Consider the following 20,450-nt stretch of genomic DNA (forward strand, 5'->3'; position numbering starts at 1 on the left):
TGGTTCGAAGAAGTCGTTTGAAGCTGAAACCTTAATAAGTAACGGGGAAATGGGTAAGACTGGTGGTGTAACAGGTCAAGCGAATTTGGTTGTACCTGGAATGGGCAGTGATCACTGCGCGGGCCTGGTGAAGCAATCACTCATGAGGTTAGAAAGGGTAAGTTCGGTTGAAAGTAATATCGCACTTCATCGAGTATCGGTGCGCTTTGATACGGAACAATTAGAGCTAACAGATTTGCAAAGCGCTGTGGAGAGAGGTGGTTATGAGGTTGACTCAATAAATAGAGAAAACGTTGCGCAACTTACACTCACTGTTCCCGGTATGGGTAGTGACCACTGCGCGGGTTTGATCGATACCTCTATTCGACGATTGTCAGGTGTTTATGCAATTGCGGCCAATATCGGCACTCATAAAGTGGTGGTTGATTACGACCGCCAAACATCCAGCGCCGATCTCATAGAACAGGCGGTGATAAAAGCCGGATACGATGTTACTTCTGTACATAAAGGTTCAGGATCAAGCTCGGCTGAGGGTGACTCGGAAGAACGCTACCTCAAAGAGGCCTGGCGTAGGCTGTGGTTTGCGGCAATACCGACCACCTTGATCATGCTATTGATGATTCCACAGATGTTTTGGCAGCCGATTCCCGGCTATTTATTGATCGTGGCGTTATTGGCGTTTCCCGTCGTATTTTTGCGGGGTGGTATGGCGACGCATCGCTCGGCCTGGCGGTCTCTAACCAATCGAACGGCGAATATGGACGTGCTCATTTCCATGGGCAGCTTGCCGCCGTATTTGATCGGTCTGATCGGTTTTTTCTATCCAATGACATCTTTTATCGAGATGGCCTCCACGATCATGACTTTTCATCTGCTAGGCAAATACCTGGAAACCCGAGCTAAGGGGCGAGCTTCGCAGGCGATCAAGCGTTTATTAACGCTCGGGGCTAAAACGGCTACGGTTTTGCGCGCCGGTAAGGAAGAGGAAGTACCGATCGCTGAGCTACAGGTGGGTGATTTGATGCTGGTGCGTCCTGGCGGAAAGATCCCCACCGATGGGGAGATCGTTGACGGTGTAAGTCATGTGGATGAGTCCATAGCCACTGGAGAATCCGTCCCGGTTGAGAAAACAGTTGGTGACAATGTCATAGGCGCTACCATCAACAAGGAAGGACTATTAAAAGTTCGGGCTACCCGGGTTGGGGGCGATACTTTTCTTGCTCAGGTCATTCGCCTCGTTGAAGAGGCTCAGGGTTCAAAAGTACCAATCCAGGAATTTGCCGACAGGGTAACCGCTCGATTTGTACCAGGGGTTATTGTTATCGCACTGGCGAGTTTCGTCGTGTGGCTACTGATGGCTGAAAGCCTACGTCCAGTCTTGCTTTGGGGAGCCAATGTTCTGCCCTGGGTAGACCCTACGCTTTCTCCATGGATGGCTGCTATCTTGGCTGCCGTAGCAGTACTCGTAATCGCCTGCCCGTGCGCGCTGGGGCTGGCGACGCCTACGGCCATTATGGTGGGTTCCGGGATGGGGGCTGAACGGGGTGTGTTGATTCGCTCCGGCGAAGCCATTCAGACATTCAAGGATATCAAGATGGTCGTCCTGGATAAGACGGGAACCATTACCGAGGGCAAGCCCGCGCTAACGAATGTACTTGCCACTGAAGGTTTTGAAGAAAACGAAGTGCTCATGTCGGCGGCGTCTGTGGAGGCTGGCTCGGAGCACCCGCTTGCGCAAGCAATTGTCGCGGGCGCTGAATCCAGGAACTTAAACGTTCCGGCTGTAAAGCAGTTCAAATCGCTCACGGCCCGGGGTGTCGAAGGTGTAGTGGGCGGTCGGCAGGTTCATGTTGGTAGTCGCCGCTTGCTGATGGAACTACAAATTGAACTTGGAGAAGAGCTGGATACGGCCCTGACTAAGCTGGAGAGCGAAGGCAAGACTGCCATGCTGGTGGCAATCGAAGGTCGTGCTGCGGGGCTTGTTGCCGTGGCTGATACGGTCAAAGCAGATTCCAAGTCGGCGATTGCGGCGTTGCACAGAATGGGCATACAGGTGGCGATGGTCACTGGCGACAACGAGCGCACGGCTCGGCACGTTGCTGACTTGGTGGGCATCGACGAGGTGCTAGCTGGAGTCTTGCCCGAAGGTAAAGTCGATGCCATCCGCCAGTTACAGGCAGAGCACGGGGATCGGGTGGCCATGGTCGGTGATGGCATCAATGATGCACCGGCGTTAAAACAGGCCAATGTGGGTATCGCCATCGGCGCGGGTGCTGATGTCGCCATTGAAGCAGCGGATGTCACTCTGGTACAGGGTGAGCTGAGCAAGCTGGTGGAGGCTATTCGGCTGTCTAAAGCCACCTTCCGCAAGATTCTCGAAAATCTCTTTTGGGCCTGGATCTACAACCTGGCTGCCATTCCCATTGCAGCTCTCGGGTTATTGCACCCCATGGTGGGTGTTGTGGCTATGACAACCAGTTCCCTGACGGTAATCGGCAATTCACTACTTTTGAAACGCACTCAACTGGAGGTGGAAAAATGAAACTGAGCGCAAATAAATTTGCACTGGCGGCGGCCATCAGTTTTGCCGCGCTATGGGTGCTGTGTACGTTACTTGTGGCTTTACTCCCCAGCCAGGCGATGCATGTGTCGGGAGCCATGCTGCACAGCAATATGATGACCTGGCAGTGGGATATGCGTTGGTCTGGATTGTTGGTCGGGTTGGTTGCCTGGTCGATAACGGCGGGGGTTACCGCATGGCTGACCGTAACCATTTACAACCGTTTGATCGCCGGAGGCCGAAATGGGTAAGAGTAATAAATCCTTTTGGATGACTCCTCAGGGACTGGTTGTCTTACTGTTTATCTCCTTTCCAACCTATTTCCTGTTTATCGAACATCGAGAGCATATTTTTCAATTCTTGCCCTATTTGATCCTGCTTTTATGTCCTCTGATGCACATTTTTATGCACGGTGGGCACGGGCATCATCACTCGACAGATCATGATAGCTCGCATGATTCATTCAAGGAGGAGACAAACAAAAATGAGGCCTACCGCGATGGTTATATTGAAGGCTTGAAAGCGGGTCGTGAAGAGCGAACCGATAAGGAGAACGACAATGCACGGTGAGTCAGCGTATGGGTTATGGACCCTCGTCATATTAAATTCAGCCATTTTTATTTTCTTCGCTTTCAGTTTTACCAAGCCGAAGACGCAACGTGACTGGCGGAGTCTGGGGGCTTTTTCCGCCTTTGTTGTTGCCTTGTTCACCGAAATGTATGGCTTTCCGCTCACAATCTATTTTCTCTCCGGCTGGTTGGCTGAGAAGTATCCTGGTGTTGATTTCCTGGCTCATGAAAACGGTCACTTGTTGCATACGATCCTTGGTTTTGAGGGTAACGCACACTTTGACCCATTACATATCGCCAGCAATGTGCTGATCGTGCTGGGGTTCTTCCTATTAGCGTCTGCTTGGAGCGTGTTACACAAGGCGCAGCAGGCCGGTGTATTAGCTACATCCGGATGGTACGCGCGTATGCGACATCCACAATACGTCGCCTTTGTCCTGATTATGTTTGGATTTTTGTTGCAATGGCCAACCATTCCTACGTTGGTCATGTTTCCCATTTTACTGTTGGTGTACCTCCGTCTCTCAAAAGCAGAGGAGCGCCAGGCCATTGAGCAATTTGGCGATCAATACATTCAGTACCGAAACAGCACACCGGCGTTTATTCCCCACTTTGGTCCGGTATCAGCTGAGCAACATTAATCGATTGATTTGAGAGGTAATTGCCTATGAGATCAAAACGAAATATCCGATATTTACTAACAAGCTACTAAATGATTAATGGAGAATTGTTATGAAAACCTTATTACTACCAATAGCTGTTTTAACAGTGCTAGGCCTGTCCTCAATGACAATGGCTAACGAATCACAGTCGTCAGACCAGGAGCCTGTAGCGAAGCAAGAAGAACAGCAGAAAAAGTTCAAACATGACCACCGCAAGCACAAAGGGATGCCATCTGCAGGTGAATCGGCTGCGACAGACAACGATGAATCCGTCGAGAAGCCGAAAAAGAAGAAAGTGCATAATCACAGGAAAGTGCATAAATAATAGTTTATTCGATTATTGTTTAAGTCGAGCGGATTAGCCCTTACCTAGCCATTATCCGAATCAGCTTATTGGTTAGGTGGGAATGGGAAAACAAAGGAGAGAGTTATGGATAGTAAACAGAAACACAAAGTCGGTGTGAACGAAGACTCTCTGATGGTACGTCATTTGAAATTAGAAGGTCCAGTGTATGAAAACCATCAGTCAATCATTCAAGAAATTGAAAAGCTATTGGGCGTAGATGCAGTATCTGTAAATCCATCAGAAAGTTTACTCAAGGTGGCCTATGACGCAACGAAACGAGAGCTGAATGAGATTGAAGAAATTATCAGGAAGCATGAATGCGATATTGCTGATGATTGGTGGACACATTTTAAAGAAGGTTATTACAAGTTTGTCGATCAGAACGTGAAAGATAACGCTAGCCATGAACCTTGGAGTTGTCACAAGCGACCACCCGGTAGGTAGTACCAATATCACAACGGAGACAAATTATGAAAACAAATAAACTAGCGAGCACTATCATGTTCACTGTCGCCGCGTTTAGTGTTTCAGTAGCGGCGCTAGCCGAGCCCACTGTTGAAGAGCTAGCCGAACGCTTGGAGCGCATGCAGCAGGAGATGGATCAGCTTAAGCAGCAGCTTAAGAAGAGTGCGACTAAAGAAGAGGTTCAAGTTATTAAGAAGGACGTCGCGACGGCTGGTGAGTGGTTACAACCCGATACCTTGATACATATGTCAGGCTACGCCGATGTGGGGTATGCCGACTCAGAATCAGAGGATGGTAGTTTCAATGTTGGCACTTTTGCACCCATCTTTCATTTTCAGTACCGCGATCTAGTAATGCTGGAATCGGAGTTGGAAGTTACGGTGGGGGACGATGGTGAGACTGAAACGGCGCTTAAATACCTAACCATCGACTGGTTTATCAATGACTATATGGTCTTAGTGGGCGGAAAATTCTTAAGCCCAATTGGTCAATTTCGACAAAATCTTCACCCCTCCTGGATCAATAAACTACCCTCGGCGCCACCTGGATTCGGCCATGATGGTGCGGCTCCGGTTTCTGATGTGGGTTTGCAGCTACGCGGTGGCTTTCCGATTGGAGAAATTAGGACTAACTATGCTATTTATGTCAGTAATGGCCCAGAATTAATCGCCGAATTTGAAGACGGAGAATATGAACTTGATGGCGTAGAGGCTGAAGGGTTTGGTTCTGATGGTGATGGTGAGAAAGTCGTGGGTGGACGCTTGGGTATAATTCCATTTGTGGGTTTCGAACTGGGTCTGTCGGCTGCGAGTGGTAAGGCAACCGTAACTTCAATTGAAGACGGCGACAGTAGCCTGCTAAGTAATGACGGGGCGCGAGATTACGATGTGTTGGGAGCGGATTTTAGCTGGCAATACAAATCATTCAATCTACGCGGTGAATATGTAGAGACCGAGGTTGGTGATGATACGGGTAGCGGTACTGCTGCATCGGACGGTGCTACCTGGGAGACTTGGTACACCCAGGGAACTTATCGATTTACTCAGTCCAAATGGGAGCTGGTTGCTCGCTACACAGATTTCGACTCGCCACATAACAGTCAGGATCAGCAACAGTGGGCTGTAGGGGGAAACTACCTCTTTACTAATAACTTTATCGGGAAGATTGCCTACGAATTTAATGATGGCCAGACCGGTACTGATGCCAGCCTGGATAGATTCCTGCTTCAAATGGCTTATGGCTTTTAACTGAGGAGAACTGTGATGAATAGTCTAATCTGGAGAAGCATTCGCAGCTTTGGCAAGAAAAATATACTTTTGTTACTCGCCGTACTGGTCGCGCAGTCAGTGTATGCACTTGATTACCCTGAAGAGGGAGACTTCGCTCAAGGTAGTAAATCATGGGCTGAAAATTGTGCGCGTTGCCACAACATGCGGAACCCTTCCGATCTTCGTGATGATCAGTGGGTAACAACTGTATTTCATATGAGAGTACGGGCGGGCCTTACGGGTCAGGAGGTACGCGATATTCTGACGTTTTTACAGCGCTCTAACGCTAAAGTACAAAATGTCGGTATGGAAAACGTCGAAACCAGGAAAAGCGAGTCAGCTGATATTTCTGGAAAGCAGATATATGAAAATAATTGCCTAGCTTGCCATGGCGCAAATGGCAAAGGAAGTATACCGGGTGTGCCTGACTTTACAGATAGAAAAGGCCGTCTATTGAAAGGGGATAGTGAGTTACTAAGTAATATTATCACCGGTATTCAAAGTCCAGGGAGTTCGATGCCTATGCCGCCACGAGGTGGAAATAGTCAGCTTTCAGATGCTGACCTTAATGCGGCCTTGAAATATATCAAAACAATCTCTTTTTGAATAGCGCTGTAAGAATTACGGTTTTTTCTTAATCAATTGCTCTAAAAGGAGTATTCGAAATGTTAAACAGAATAGTGAAGGTAAGTTTTCTGGTTGTTTTTTTGGGATTGCTGGCCGCTTGTGCAGGAAGCCCATTTTATCACGAGAATATCATGAAAGGCCAGGTAGTCGGCATTGATAGTAATGAAGTGGTTGTTTGCATTGGTAGCAAGGATGGTGCTGAATCGGGGCAGGAGCTTCAGGTTTATCGTTACATTTGGGAAGGCGCTGTAGAAGAAGGCGACGACGATTACAGGGTCGAGTACGTTGGCGTTGTAGAAATCAACTCGGTTGTTAATGACCATTTTGCGAGAGCAAGAGTATCAAGCGGTGACGTGAGAAAAAATGACATGGTGGAATTCAAGAAATAATGACTAACGACAGCAGGCGCTTTATTGAAAGGCGCAATTTTCATTTTTCCTCTCAGGTGGGTGACAACCTCCTGCGAGGAAGCATCTTGTCAGGGGAGCATAAAGCCGTATGAGACAAATAATGCAGTTTGCTTCAAGTGGCAAACATTCTTTCCGGGTGATACTTAGGGGGAGAGTGTTTTTGCGTAAATACAGATTGCTATTAGTTGTAGCGCCGCTCCTTATTGTGGCCGACAACTTGTATGCCGATGAAGTCAACCCTGTGGTGTTAAATGAAAATTCGGCAGTAAAAGTGGCTGTCAGTGACAATCCAAATCTGGCCGAAGTGCAAGAACGCTATAAAGCCCTGTTAGAAGTGCCGTCTCAAGTTGGTACTCTGCCGGACCCTATGGTCAGTCTGAATGCCATGAATTTTCCTACTGATACTTTTGACAGGGACCAAGAGCCCATGACTCAGCTTCAGGTAGGTGTCAGTCAGGTTATTCCTTTTCCGGGAAAGCTGGGACTAAAGGAGGAGGCTGCTGAATATGACGCGAAAGCAGCTGGGCATTCAGTCGATGAGGTGCGATTGCAGCTTGTGAAGAATGTGAAAAGCAAATGGTGGCAACTTTATTATCTAGATCGCGCTTTGGATACAGTAAAAAACAACCAGGCCTTACTTCGACAATTTATTACGGTTGCACAAACCAAGTACGAAACAGGAAAGGGGTTGCAGCAGGACGTACTACTGGCTCAGTTAGAGCTTTCCAGATTGATGGATCAAGAAATTCAGTTGAGGGCGATACGTCGCAATCAGGCGATAAAACTCAATATCCTAATGGATAGACCGGCGAATGATGTCATTGTCTTGCCTGTCCAAGTTTCCAAGTCTATGCCGGCTTTGGCTGATGAGAACTCGCTTTATCTGCAAGCTGAATATTCGCGTCCACTCCTCAAACAAATGGAAACCAAAATCGAAGCCGCCCAGTCACGCTTGGATTTGGCAAAGCGAGACTATTACCCCGACTTCAAATTGGGAGTTACTTACGGTGATCGAACCGGAGACAACCCTCCTCCTATGGGCGGGTCGAGATCAGATTTCTTTTCCGTCATGGTGGGTGTAAAAGTTCCACTTTATTCCGGGCGTAAACAGTCCAAAGCTGTTTCACAAAGAAGCAGTGAGCTGCAAATGAATCGCTATGCCTTACTGGATGAGAAGGGCCTAGTTACGGCAGCTATATCTTCTGCGGTTACAGATTATCAAGAAGCCAAGCAGCAATTTTCACTGTATGGCAGTGGCATCGTTCCACAAGCACAACAAACTGTTCAATCCATGTTGGCAGGATATCAGGTCAGTGAAGTCGATTTTCTTAACCTGGTTCGCAGTCAAATGACTCTCTTTAACTATGAATTGCAATATTGGAAGGCATTAAGTGATGCTAAACAAGCATTAGCACGCCTGGAGGCCGCTGTCGGCGAGGAATCTATTTATGAATAAATCGACACTTATTATCGCCGTGCTAATGCTAGGTATCGGGCTAGGGGCTGGATATTGGCTATCCGATAGGGGGGGCGCTACTACTGTGCCGACTGAGGAAAAAAAGCCTATTTTTTATCGCAATCCAATGAATCCCAGCGTTACTTCCCCTGTGCCAGCGAAGGATTCAATGGGCATGGACTATATACCAGTCTACGCAGAAGAGGATAACAAACCGTCTGAGCGGAAAATACTCTTCTACAGAAACCCGATGAACCCTTCTGTGACATCACCTGTACCCGCTAAAGATTCGATGGGTATGGATTATGTCCCAGTTTATGCCGATAACGAGCAAAGCGAAGTTGTAGGTACGGTCAAGATCGACCCTGTCGTGGTTCAGAACATTGGCGTGCGGACTGCTATTGCCAAGCAGGAGTCAATCAATCGAACCATTCGTGCCGTGGGTCGAGTGGATTTTGATGAAGAAAGTATGTCGCGATTGCACCCAAAGGTTGAAGGGTGGATTGAAGAAATCCGTGTCGATAAAACGGGGCAGAATGTGGCTAAGGACGATATTTTGCTCAGTATCTACTCACCTAAGTTGGTATCAACTCAGCAGGAATATTTATTAGCACTGAATAACCTGTCTGCTTTGAGCAAAAGCCAATTTGATGAAATCAGGCAAGGTGCAGAGGATCTGGTAAAGAGCTCTCGCGAACGCTTGGAATTGCTGGACGTGCCAGAGCATCAAATTCAAGAGCTGGAACAAACCCGGAAAGTGAAGAAAAGTCTGCATATACATTCACCAGTGGCCGGTACGGTGATCCGTATTGGCTCCCGCCAGGGTCAATTCGTTACGCCAAAGACTGAGCTGTACATGATGGTCGACCTAAGCAAGGTCTGGGTTTACGCTGATGTGTACGAGTATGAACTACCTTGGGTAAAAATTGGTGATGAAGTCGAGATGACCTTGGCATCCGTGCCTGGAAAGACCTTTAAAGGCTCGCTTCAGTATATCTACCCCTATGCGGAATCAAAGACACGAACCACGAAAGTCCGCCTCGTGTTTGACAACCAGGAGCTGCTGTTACGACCTGATATGTTTGCAGAGGTTAGCATTAAGTCGGACAAGCAAAATAGCACAGTGGTGATTCCGGCTGAAGCGGTGATTCGATCTGGTGGGCATCCGCAGGTATTCGTGGTTAGAGAACCTGGAAAATTTGAGCCTCGTTTAGTCGAACTAGGTGTCGAGTCCAGCGGCAAAGTTGCGGTACTAGATGGCGTCAGTGCGGGCGAGGAAGTAGTGACCTCAGCCCAGTTCCTGGTGGATTCGGAATCCAAGCTGCGTGAAGCAACGGCCAAAATGATGGAGGCCTCGCAGGATTCTGCAACAGACGGAGAAGGAGGCTCTCATAGCATGGAAGGCCATACAGGTATGAATCATAGTTCTGAGAGTATGGAAGGTCATTCCGAGATGGATATGAGTAAACAGGTGGATCATTCAGCACACGGAGTCCATGAACATGATTAACGCCATTATCAATGCCTCGCTACGTGATCGATTTATGGTGTTGATTGCGGCAGTGATCATCTCGCTCGTTGGTATTTTTGCTTACAAAAATGCACCGCTGGACGCGATTCCTGATTTGTCGGATGTTCAAGTCATTATATTTACTGAGTACCCTGGGCAATCACCCCAGGTGGTTGAAGACCAGGTCACATACCCTCTAACGACATCAATGCTGGCTGTGCCACGAACAAAGGTGGTTAGAGGGTATTCCTTTTTTGGTTTTTCCTTTGTGTACATCATCTTCGAAGATGGCACTGATATGTATTGGGCCCGCTCGCGCGTGCTGGAATCTATTAACTATGTCAGTGGCCGATTACCTCAAGGAATTACGCCAACGTTAGGGCCAGATGCCACGGGGGTAGGTTGGGTGTACGAATATGCTCTGGTCGATAAAACCGGTAAGCATGACTTGTCCCAATTACGTTCATTACAGGACTGGTATTTGCGGTACCCACTGCAAACGGTCGAAGGTGTCTCAGAAGTTGCGTCGGTTGGTGGTTACGTTAAACAGTATCAGGTTGAAGTCGACCCCAATGCTCTACTGCGCTACAACATACCGCTGAATAAGATCAAGATGGCCATCAAAATGTCCAACAAGGATGTGGGTGGCCGTCTGGTGGAGATGGCTGAAACGGAGTATATGGTTCGTGGATTGGGATATATACAGTCGATTGATGACCTCAATAGTATCCCCGTAAGTGTGGACAAAGACGGCACACCAATCCGACTGCAAGATGTAGCGCATGTGCAAATTGGTCCCGAGCTTCGCCGGGGGTTGGTTGACCTTAATGGTGAAGGCGAGGTTGCTGGTGGCGTTGTCATTATGCGCTTTGGCGAAAACGCATTGGCGACCATTCAGGCGGTGCGAGCCAAGCTGGAAGAACTGAAGGCCGGGCTGCCTGAAGGCGTTGAAATCGTCCCCGTGTATGATCGTGGTGACTTGATTGAGCGAGCTGTTAAAAGCCTGAATACCTCGCTCTTTCAGGAGCTGGTTATTGTCAGCTTGGTTGTGATCTTATTCTTGTTACACGCGCGATCAGCATTCGTGGCAATTATCACGCTACCCCTGGGAATCCTGATGGCCTTTATCATCATGCGTATTCAAGGGCTAAATGCCAACATTATGTCGTTGGGAGGGATAGCGATCACCATTGGCACCATGGTCGATGGGGCGATTGTGATGGTGGAAAATGCTCATAGCCGGTTGGCCGAGGCCCGTGAAGATAAGGGATCTGAGCTGACCCTGGATGAGCGTTGGAAAACGATAGGGGCATCTTGTCAGGAAGTAGGGCCAGCGTTGTTTTTTTCACTGCTCGTTATCACAGTCTCATTCCTGCCCATCTTCACCATGCAGGCGCAAGAAGGGCGATTATTTAGCCCACTGGCCTTTACTGCAACCTATGCGATGGCGGCATCAGCCATCCTGGCGATTACCCTTGTTCCTGTGATGATGGGGTATTTATTGCGCGGTAAGATAGTGGCTGAGCATAAGAATCCAATTAATCGCGCACTCCATGCCATTCATGGCCCTGCCCTGAAGCTTGCCATGCGATGGCGGAGTGTCACACTGGTATTAGCGGTAGGCTTGCTGGCAGCTACTTATTATCCGTATTCAAAGCTGGGTAGTGAATTTATGCCGCCCCTGGATGAGGGCGATATTCTCTATATGCCAACCACATTTCCAGGTATTTCGATTACTAAAGCCAAGGAGTTGCTTCAACAGACCGACAAAATCCTGTCTACATTTCCTGAGGTACATCATGTATTTGGTAAAGTTGGGCGAGCCGAATCAGCAACTGACTCAGCGCCTCTGGCTATGATCGAGACTACGGTACGACTTAAACCTAAAGAGGAATGGCCTGATCCCTCAAAATCCACCAAGGATCTGATGAATGAAATGGATCAGGCGATACAGTTTCCAGGCTTAGCGAATGCCTGGACGATGCCGATCAAAACCCGTATCGACATGCTGTCGACAGGCATTAAAACCCCTATTGGTATCAAGGTGTCGGGGCCTGATCTCAATGTTCTTCAACAGGTTTCCCAGGATATTGAGCAAGCCATGAAAACGCTGCCGGAAACAACTTCAGCCTTCGGTGACCGGGCAGTGGGTGGTTATTACCTTGACTTTGAAATCAACCGGGAGAGTGCAGCGCGCTATGGTCTTACCGTAGGTGCCGTGCAAGACATTATTCAAAGTGCCATTGGTGGCATGAATATCACTGAAACGGTCGAGGGACTTGAGCGGTATCCGGTGAATCTACGGTACCCGCGTGAACTACGTGATGATATGGAGACACTAAAGCGGGTGCTGATACCTACGCCAACAGGTACGCAAATTCCGCTGGCGATGGTCGCGAATATTGATTATCAGCGTGGTCCACCGGTGATTAAAAGTGAAGATGCGCGTCCTAATGCCTGGATATATGTTGATATTTCAACCTCGGATATCGGTGGCTATGTTGCCAAGGCAAAACGTGTCTTGGAGGAGCAGGTCAAAGTGCCCGCTGGCTATACGATCACCTGGTCAGGGCAATTTGAGTACATGGAACGTGCCGCAGCGCGTTTGAGCATTGTGGCACCAGCAACGCTTCTTATTATATTTCTGCTGCTCTATTTCAATTTCCGCAACATCACCGAGCCGTTAGTTGTGATGATGTCGATCCCGTTTGGTTTGGTTGGTGGCATCTGGCTTATCTATATTAATGATTACAACATGTCAGTCGCCGTGGCTGTGGGTTTTATTGCGTTGGCGGGAATGGCTGCGGAAATTGGCGTACTGGTATTAAGCTTTATCGATACGGAGATTGCCAAACGACGGGCTGCTTCCCAAGGTGTTTTGTCGTTTGATGAAATTAAGGACGCTGTACTCTCGGCGACATCAAAACGTGTACGACCGGTGGCTATGACGGCTATATCGACAATGGCAGGGTTAGTTCCCATTATGTTGAGTAGTGGCACGGGATCGGATGTTACGCATCGCATTGCTGCACCAATGCTGGGTGGAATGCTGACGGTCACAATTCTCAACCTATTGGTGTTGCCGGTCATTTATAGCTTCATCCTACAGTTCCAGGAAAAAGGAAGGACAGACTCTGTTGCGTTGGAAACCTTGCCTAAAGTGCCAGAGGGAGGAGAGTCTGCGTGATATTGGCTGTTGGTTTGGCATTTGCACTGGTGGCAGTTACTTTTGCTTTTCACTATCGGGTGCTTCTTTGGCTGGGTACAAATACGCCTAAACTCAACCTGCCAACACACACGCAGGTGTTAGTGATTGTTGTTGTGCTGTTTCTTACACACATTGTGGAGATTGGCATATACGCAGTCACTTACAGCTTGTCAGTATCCTCATTTGAGCTGGGCACGTTTCGAGGTTCACCAGTCACTGATGCTATGAGTTATTTATATTATTCGGGTGTCGTCTACACGACTTTGGGTTTGGGAGATATTCAGCCGGAAGGTCATATTCGGTTTATTACTGCCATGGAAGCGCTTAACGGCTTTCTGCTAATTACATGGTCTGCTTCATTTACGTTCTTGGCCATGGGGCGGTTATGGACTTGGGATAGTTCCTGTACAGGTCTAAATAACCGACAATGAAGAAAATGCGTATAGATATCAATGCTGTATGAGTCAACCAGTCTGAAGGAAAAGATGATAAGCAGATATAAATTAGCAATAGCTAGCACCTTAGTGCAGCGTTCTTGTTGAATAGTAAAGCGTGAACTCAACGATTCGCAGTGCACTAACGCCTTCGGCTATAGTATTGCTGATGTAATGCCATATCTCGAATCTAATTTAGTCCAATCGGAGTGTTAAAGACCCGTGAAAGAGAAGTGTCATATGAAAACTATTTTTTCATCAGTATTTGTTGAACGAGGCCACTCGTCACTGATTATTCTTTTAGTCATCCTGCTGTCCGCTTGCTCTGTCAATGCACAACCATCTGGCGAAAAGCAAGGGAATCCAGTGTCTGAGAGTGATCAAGCGGTTGAGAACAACTCCACAAGTGATTTTTCCAAAATACAGCGCGCGCTAGACCAAATGAACAGTAATTTAAAACAGACTGCGCCTCCTGATCAAAACAACTCCAAAAAAGCAATGCCCAACGATCAGCGTGCAGTAGAGGAAGGTTCAACGGTTTTGCAGGATGGCTCCAGCATGCAAGATCCCAAGAAAATGGGTATGGGTAGGGGAATGAACAAAGGCATGCATATGAATATGCCAATGAAAGGTATGCAGAAAGATAAAATGATGATGGGAAAATGCAAGGGCATGATGTGTAAAATGGGCATGAAAAACATGTCTATGATGGGGCGGCCACCTAAAGATCAAGCACTTGGAACCGCAAACGCTGATACAGCCCTGCCTGGCTACATGAGTGCAGCTCATCTCTATCACATCGGAGAAAATGAGTTTTTTTTAGATCACTCTGCGCATCTTGGTTTAACGCAAAATCAAACTGATCAACTTAAAGCCATTCAATCGCAATGGCAAAGCCAGAAAACCGCCATGATTTCAGAGCGAGATTCCCTCGAACAACGTCTGTGGGAATTTACCGCCTTGGGGCAACCTGATTATAAGGCGATTCAAAAAACAATAATGTCAATTGAATCGATAAATTCAAAGCTCAGGTTGACTTTCATAAAGCAGGTTGGCCAAGCGGTATCAGTTTTGACCGCTCAGCAAGTATCAAAGCTTACCGACGCCAAGCTTTGATCAACCTTAAGAGAGCACAGTGATGCCCCAAAAAAATAAAGTAAGAAAGTATTGGCCAACTGAACACTATTCGAGATTTCTACCGGCCGTGATGGTAGCAGTAGCAGCATTGCTAGTGGCCTTGTCAGTACATGCACAAAAATCTGACGCCGAGCATCGTAGCCATCACCCGGATGTCTATGGTGAGCAGAGTCAGTTAGAACCGGGCATTACAACAGGTGGCAAACCAGATAAACAGCCTTCCTCCGGCAATGGAATGGCTAGAGGTATGGAAGCTGGAATGGGCAAAATGATGGATGGCATGATGGAGAAAATGGGGGCACCAAAACCCAAGGATCTTTACCCATCATTGATGCGACTCCCCGAGTTACCCGAGAAAAAGCGCGAAGAAGTCCTAGCAAAAGCTGTTGGGCGCATGAAAGCCGGTACCGCCGTCATGGTCCAGGGATTTGATGCGTTGTCGCGGGCAGATGTACGGCAGGATTTTACACGGATGCAATCGGCAGTCCTGGAGATAGAACAAGGCTTAAGTCAATACAACAGCGGCTTAGCAGCAAAACGTGCTTTGACTGAGGGGCAAGCGCCTCGCCGAGTTGCCTTGCAATGGTTCAAGCGTGAAATGAATCTTCTGCCTACAGTCAGCTCTCACGAGCCCCCTCGGTTTCTGGGGATGACGCCATTGCATACGGGCATCATGTTGGTTCTCATCGCATTTGCCGTCACCATGATTTGGATGTACGTCTTCAGAATGCGTCGAGCGGGTGCTTTGATGGAAGAGCTTAGGCAGCAATCGCCTGCCGATGCAGATGCTTCGTCAAAGACACCTGAGGATAGTCAAAAGGAATCCCCTTCTGCCAATACCGCTGATGTCTCTAACACTGTTGTTCCAAATGGTGATGCCCCGGCCGCTGCCATCCCGAATAAAGCTGGCCGTTATACCGGACCTCTGCGAGTAACCGGTATATTTACTGAGACTCACGATGTTAAAACATTTCGCCTGGCACAGCCGGACGGAGAACAGCTGCCCTTTGATTACGAGCCGGGGCAATTTGTCACCTTCAGCTTATCGATTCCTGGCCAGGAAAAAATCGTCAAGCGTTCCTACACCATCGCCTCATCTCCAAGTCAACGTGACTATATGGAAGTCACTATTAAGAGAGAAGAGCACGGACTTGTTTCGCGCCATATGCACGACAGCGTCAAGCTCAATGATCTGCTGGAAATTAAAGCACCCAATGGCAAATTCTATTTTAACGGCCAGGGGGTAAACAGTGTCATGCTTATATCCGGCGGGGTAGGGATTACACCCATGATGAGTGCTGTTCGTTATCTCACGGCACAGTGTTGGGAAGGGGATATCTACTTCATCTTCAGCGCACGAACAACCCACGACTTTATTTTTGAGCAAGAGCTTCTCTATTTGCAGCGACGTCACAGCAACCTGCACGTGTTGATTAGCATGACTCGGGCGGAAGGCACAACCTGGATGGGGCCCCAAGGGCGACTAACCCCAGAGTTAATAAACGGGTTCGTACCTGAATTGACATCGAAAGTTGCCCACATCTGTGGCCCACCAGCCATGATGGATGCCATTTCCGATATGTTGCTTGAACTCGGCATGCCAAAGAACAGTATCAAGACTGAAGCATTTGGTGGCGAACCCCCCAAGGAAAAGGCCGCCCCTTCGACGGCATCGGGTACTGAGCCTTCAGCTGAAGCCTCGACTCATGAGGTGAAGTTTGTTGCGTCTGGAAAGCAAGGAAAGTCTGGTCCTGAAGAAACAATTCTAGAAGTGGCCGAAGCGCTGGACATCGATATTGAAAGTTCATGCAGAGCTGGAAGCTGTGGAACCTGTAAAGTGAAGCTGCTTAGCGGGAGCGTCGAGATGGATGTCGACGATGGCCTGGAAGACGAGGATAAAGCAGACGGTTATATACTGGCATGCCAGGCCATTCCCTCCACGCCGGTTGAAGTAGAGGCCTGACACGATGAATAACCAAGAACGTCAAATTGTCGGTGGACTACTAGTGCTTATGTTGCTGCTCTGGCTAGGCTTTATCTGGCATCGAGACCCTCGCTTCCCCGGCAGCTTTGAAGGCAGCCTGTTAGGGATTATTGCAGCGCTGTTGATGTTTGTTCCATTGCTTTACTTGGTTGTCAAACGGGTGAAGCCTTTGAAGAAATGGATCACCCGAAAAGTTTCTATGCCAAAGCTTCTCCTTTGGCATGTCTATGCTGGTGTACTCGGCCCTATATTGGGACTGCTTCACAGTGCCCACCGGTTTGACAGTTATGTGGGTTCTTCGTTGATCATTCTTATGTTTGTCGTGGTCATTAGTGGCTTTATTGGTCGCTACCTGCTCTCCCTGATTTCCTCCAGTTTACGCGATAAAAAAGCGTTAAGGAGTGACCTCCACTCGAAATTTCAACAGGTCAGAGTGGAGTTGGAAAACCAGAGACCAGAGGATCATCTCAGCCCAGTACAATCATTTCACCGATCGCTCTTGCCAGCACTCGTAGACGCCAGTTTTTGGTCTCAACATCCAGCCAAGACATCAACCGCACAGGCTCTCAAGCTGGTAGATGCCATATCCGATGTTGACTACAGCATCAAAATCCATGATATCGCTAAAGGGTGGTTTCAACGCTGGTTGAAGTTCCATATCTCCATTTCGTTGTTACTTTATGCGTTACTGATTTTTCATATTGGCTCTGAAATTTATTTTGGGTTGAGGTGGCTTTGAAAGCGCGTATTTGGACCTTCATCGGAATTGCATTGGCAGCGCTGTTAATCAGTCATCTGTGGCATCAATCGGATGACTCAACGGACATAAACTGGGAGCAAGCGGTGAGCCCAGGAGAATTGAGCACGGCTCATACTTTTCTTGAGAACAACTGTGAGGGTTGCCATACACCGGTACAAGGTGTGACACGTGAAAATTGCGTGATGTGTCACGCCAATGAATTAGAAATTCTTCAACGACAGCCTACCGCATTCCACGCCGATGTGACGGAATGTACTTCCTGTCACCAGGAGCACCATGGACGAAACGCCAAGATTTCCGTCATGGATCATAAATTCCTTACGACGGTGGGAATGGCCATGTTGCCAAACCCGAACATTCAATTCGATAAAGGGACGGCTACACGCGATTTTTTACAAAGTATCGTATCCAGTGATCGACCGACTGACCCATTGTTCGTGCACCCGAGTATTTCAGTGGAAGAATCCGTTTTACAGTGTGCTAGTTGTCATGGCAATGATGACCGTCATTTTGGCCTTTTTGGTAACGACTGTGCTTCGTGCCACAGAACAGATCAGTGGTCTTTACCGGAGTTCATACATCCGTCAAATCAATCCTACGATTGTAACCAATGTCACGAAGCTCCACCCAGCCATTACATGCAGCACTTTAAAATGATTTCTGCAAAAGTTGCTGGTCAACATAAGGCTAAGGTGGAAGAGTGTTTTGCTTGTCATCAGACGACATCGTGGAACGATATAAAACGAGCAGGGTGGTACAAGCACCATTGAACGATTCTAATCTACGATAGTCGTGGTGCATTTGAGGGGTCGGTTGCGACTGGGATGGCGTAACTTCCCTTAATTTAAAATTGAATATTTTGGCAGTGTAAACAAAGATTGAAAAACGAATCTTTTATAAAAATGGGATTGACATGAGTGTGCTTACGATAGAAATATTCGATGATATTGCGCTTGCCGTGAGTATCGCTGGAAGCGTGATCATTATTTGGAGTGTTCTGATTACGATTGTGAGATTCTCCTGGGCAGAGTTCTCGAAATTTAGGGAAAAAAATACCACTCACCACGATATGGAGAATATCCGAATAAGTTTCGGTGGGTACTTACTTTTCGGTTTGGATTTTATGCTGGCGGCGGACATTATTCATACGATACATAACCCGGAGCTAAAGGAACTCTATGTTCTTGCGTTAATAGTTGCTATTCGTTCAGTGATTAGCTTTTTTCTCACAAAGGAAATTCAAGAGTCTAAGGCTGTCGGAAAAGGAAAGGTCTAGCGAAAATTCTTTAGAATATGTTACACAATCTCTGTTTGCCCCGGTGCTTAATCTAACCGGTTTGCTGCACGTAGGCCGAAAGTAGCAGGCCTTACGCCAGTTTAATATTAATGAGGCGGGTACTGTACAGCTAGTTAAATAACAATTGCTGAAATGTCACCCCTGGAGAAGATATTCCCGTCAGAAAAAGTTATTTAACCACTGTTTGAAAAGATATTCAGTAGTAAAGATCTATTAGCACACCAAGGAAATTACCATGGCGTTTACAGATGAAAGAGTTAAAAATGAAATCGAATCATTTAACCAGGGCGTAGTTGAACGAAACCCGGCTGAGTATGAGTTTCACCAAGCTGTTCGAGAATTCACGGAGTCAGTCATGCCTTTCGTGATGGATAATGAAGAATATGCTGATGGACACATCCTGCAACGCATGACAGAGCCTGATCGAATCGTAATATTTCGTGTTTGTTGGGAAAATGACGAGGGACATATCTGTTGCAACCGTGCCTGGCGAGTACAATTTAATAACGCCATTGGTCCTTATAAAGGAGGGCTGAGGTTTCATCCAGGTGTCACACAAAGCATTTTAAAGTTTTTGGGATTTGAGCAAGTTTACAAGAATGCACTAACGGGGCTGCCAATGGGCGGCGCGAAGGGTGGGAGTAATTTTGACCCCAAAGGTAAGAGTGACAGAGAGGTGATGAGATTTTGTCAGTCGCTTATGACTGAGTTATCGCGACATATCGGCGAAGACACCGATATACCAGCGGGAGATATTGGTGTCGGCGCGAGAGAGATTAGCTATCTATTCGGACAATACAAAAGACTAAATAATCGTTTTGTCGGAACCTTGACAGGTAAAGGACTCTCTTTTGGTGGAAGCTTAATTCGATCCGAGGCAACCGGCTACGGTGTCGTGTATTTTACTAAACAGATGCTTGCGCATCATGACATTCAACTGGATGGGAAAAGTGCTGTTATATCCGGATCAGGAAATGTTGCCTTGTTTTGTGCAGAAAAACTGTTAGATGAAGGCGTAAAAGTATTGGCGCTTTCGGATTCGAGTGGATTTATTCATGATCCTGATGGCATTGATAGTGAAAAATTACATTGGCTAAGAGAGTTAAAGTTTGTCATGCGAGGTCGTATTAGTGAATACGTTGATAGATACCCCTCAGCCGATTTTTTTCCTGATCAACGTCCCTGGGTTATCAAAGCTGATTTGGCTTTCCCTTGTGCCACTCAAAATGAGTTAGATATAAATGATGCTAAAGCTTTGATAGACAATGGTGTGATAGCTCTGGCTGAAGGCGCCAACATGCCGACGACATTAGAAGCTGTCAGGCTATTTCAAGACAATGAAATTCTATTTGCGCCTGCAAAAGCAGCAAATGCTGGAGGAGTCGCTGTGTCAGGGCTGGAGCAAAGCCAGAATGCAATCAGGCTTGCCTGGACAAGAGAAGAAGTCGATGAAAAGTTAAAGCAAATTATGAAGCATATACACAGTCAGTGCCTACAGTATGGGAACGGTAGCGATGGAAAGATCAGCTATGTAGATGGCGCTAATATCGCGGGTTTTGTAAAAGCCGCAGATGCAATGCTGGCATACGGAATAGCATAAACAGAGGTTTTCGACTATCGCTGTAGGTTACTGCCAGCCGTTTAAGGCGACATGTCTGGCAGATAAATCCACTCAGCAATTAAACAGAAAACTGGAAGGGAGTCAGCATCGATGAACATCAACATCAGATGTACAAGCAATGTAGACATCCCCCTCC

19 protein-coding genes are annotated in these 20,450 nt (G+C 47.4%); all 19 read left to right on the forward strand.

Annotated features, from left to right (window positions below; all coding sequences use genetic code 11):
• Positions 1–49 precede the first annotated feature (49 nt).
• The 19 genes from ACGHZ6_RS25335 (at position 50) to gdhA (ending at position 20,293) form a co-directional block, all read left to right on the forward strand.
• Positions 50–2,542, forward strand: coding sequence for a heavy metal translocating P-type ATPase (locus tag ACGHZ6_RS25335; protein WP_390619469.1), 2,493 nt, complete (start codon positions 50–52; stop codon positions 2,540–2,542).
• The gene (locus ACGHZ6_RS25340) at positions 2,539–2,811 is read left to right on the forward strand and encodes a DUF5676 family membrane protein (protein WP_390619258.1); all 273 of its coding nucleotides are present in this window, start codon (positions 2,539–2,541) and stop codon (positions 2,809–2,811) included. Before ACGHZ6_RS25335 ends, ACGHZ6_RS25340 begins: the two co-directional genes overlap by 4 nt.
• Positions 2,804–3,130 carry a DUF2933 domain-containing protein gene (locus ACGHZ6_RS25345; protein WP_390619259.1) on the forward strand — a complete coding sequence of 109 codons (327 nt, stop codon included), beginning with the start codon at positions 2,804–2,806 and terminating at the stop codon, positions 3,128–3,130. Before ACGHZ6_RS25340 ends, ACGHZ6_RS25345 begins: the two co-directional genes overlap by 8 nt.
• A complete protein-coding gene (locus tag ACGHZ6_RS25350) occupies positions 3,120–3,770 on the forward strand; it encodes a methyltransferase family protein (RefSeq protein WP_390619260.1) in 651 nt (216 codons plus the stop codon). Before ACGHZ6_RS25345 ends, ACGHZ6_RS25350 begins: the two co-directional genes overlap by 11 nt.
• A gap of 91 nt (positions 3,771–3,861) precedes the next feature.
• Complete coding sequence (locus tag ACGHZ6_RS25355; protein ID WP_390619261.1) at positions 3,862–4,116, forward strand: hypothetical protein; 255 nt, start codon at positions 3,862–3,864, stop codon at positions 4,114–4,116.
• 105 nt (positions 4,117–4,221) lie between these two features.
• On the forward strand, positions 4,222–4,581 hold the full coding sequence (locus ACGHZ6_RS25360) for a cation transporter (protein ID WP_390619262.1): 360 nt from the start codon (positions 4,222–4,224) through the stop codon (positions 4,579–4,581).
• A 26-nt stretch (positions 4,582–4,607) separates the two neighbouring features.
• Positions 4,608–5,849, forward strand: a complete 1,242-nt coding sequence (locus ACGHZ6_RS25365) for a hypothetical protein (RefSeq protein ID WP_390619263.1) — start codon at positions 4,608–4,610, stop codon at positions 5,847–5,849.
• Between the two features lie 15 nt (positions 5,850–5,864).
• Complete coding sequence (locus ACGHZ6_RS25370) at positions 5,865–6,476, forward strand: c-type cytochrome (protein ID WP_390619264.1); 612 nt, start codon at positions 5,865–5,867, stop codon at positions 6,474–6,476.
• A 59-nt stretch (positions 6,477–6,535) separates the two neighbouring features.
• Positions 6,536–6,886, forward strand: a complete 351-nt coding sequence (locus ACGHZ6_RS25375) for a hypothetical protein (RefSeq protein WP_390619265.1) — start codon at positions 6,536–6,538, stop codon at positions 6,884–6,886.
• 109 nt (positions 6,887–6,995) lie between these two features.
• Entirely contained in the window at positions 6,996–8,363 is a 1,368-nt protein-coding gene (locus tag ACGHZ6_RS25380) for a TolC family protein (RefSeq protein ID WP_390619266.1), read from the forward strand.
• Positions 8,356–9,873: an efflux RND transporter periplasmic adaptor subunit gene (locus ACGHZ6_RS25385; RefSeq protein ID WP_390619267.1), complete on the forward strand. Its 1,518-nt coding sequence runs from the start codon at positions 8,356–8,358 to the stop codon at positions 9,871–9,873. The genes ACGHZ6_RS25380 and ACGHZ6_RS25385 overlap by 8 nt, the downstream gene beginning before the upstream one ends.
• A complete protein-coding gene (locus tag ACGHZ6_RS25390; RefSeq protein ID WP_390619470.1) occupies positions 9,866–13,060 on the forward strand; it encodes an efflux RND transporter permease subunit in 3,195 nt (1,064 codons plus the stop codon). Before ACGHZ6_RS25385 ends, ACGHZ6_RS25390 begins: the two co-directional genes overlap by 8 nt.
• Positions 13,057–13,512: an ion channel gene (locus ACGHZ6_RS25395; RefSeq protein WP_390619268.1), complete on the forward strand. Its 456-nt coding sequence runs from the start codon at positions 13,057–13,059 to the stop codon at positions 13,510–13,512. The genes ACGHZ6_RS25390 and ACGHZ6_RS25395 overlap by 4 nt, the downstream gene beginning before the upstream one ends.
• A 243-nt stretch (positions 13,513–13,755) precedes the next feature.
• A complete protein-coding gene (locus ACGHZ6_RS25400) occupies positions 13,756–14,631 on the forward strand; it encodes a hypothetical protein (protein WP_390619269.1) in 876 nt (291 codons plus the stop codon).
• Between the two features lie 22 nt (positions 14,632–14,653).
• Positions 14,654–16,615 carry a 2Fe-2S iron-sulfur cluster-binding protein gene (locus ACGHZ6_RS25405; protein ID WP_390619270.1) on the forward strand — a complete coding sequence of 654 codons (1,962 nt, stop codon included), beginning with the start codon at positions 14,654–14,656 and terminating at the stop codon, positions 16,613–16,615.
• A 4-nt stretch (positions 16,616–16,619) separates the two neighbouring features.
• Entirely contained in the window at positions 16,620–17,375 is a 756-nt protein-coding gene (locus tag ACGHZ6_RS25410; RefSeq protein ID WP_390619271.1) for a hypothetical protein, read from the forward strand.
• Entirely contained in the window at positions 17,372–18,166 is a 795-nt protein-coding gene (locus ACGHZ6_RS25415; protein WP_390619272.1) for a hypothetical protein, read from the forward strand. The genes ACGHZ6_RS25410 and ACGHZ6_RS25415 overlap by 4 nt, the downstream gene beginning before the upstream one ends.
• A gap of 143 nt (positions 18,167–18,309) precedes the next feature.
• Positions 18,310–18,672 (forward strand): DUF1622 domain-containing protein, encoded by a 363-nt coding sequence (locus tag ACGHZ6_RS25420; protein ID WP_390619273.1) that lies wholly within the window; start codon positions 18,310–18,312, stop codon positions 18,670–18,672.
• A gap of 256 nt (positions 18,673–18,928) precedes the next feature.
• The gene (gene gdhA, locus ACGHZ6_RS25425; RefSeq protein ID WP_390619274.1) at positions 18,929–20,293 is read left to right on the forward strand and encodes an NADP-specific glutamate dehydrogenase; all 1,365 of its coding nucleotides are present in this window, start codon (positions 18,929–18,931) and stop codon (positions 20,291–20,293) included.
• The last annotated feature ends 157 nt before the right edge of the window (positions 20,294–20,450 follow it).

Source organism: Maricurvus nonylphenolicus (genome assembly GCF_042854845.1).
GTDB lineage: Bacteria > Pseudomonadota > Gammaproteobacteria > Pseudomonadales > Cellvibrionaceae > Maricurvus > Maricurvus nonylphenolicus.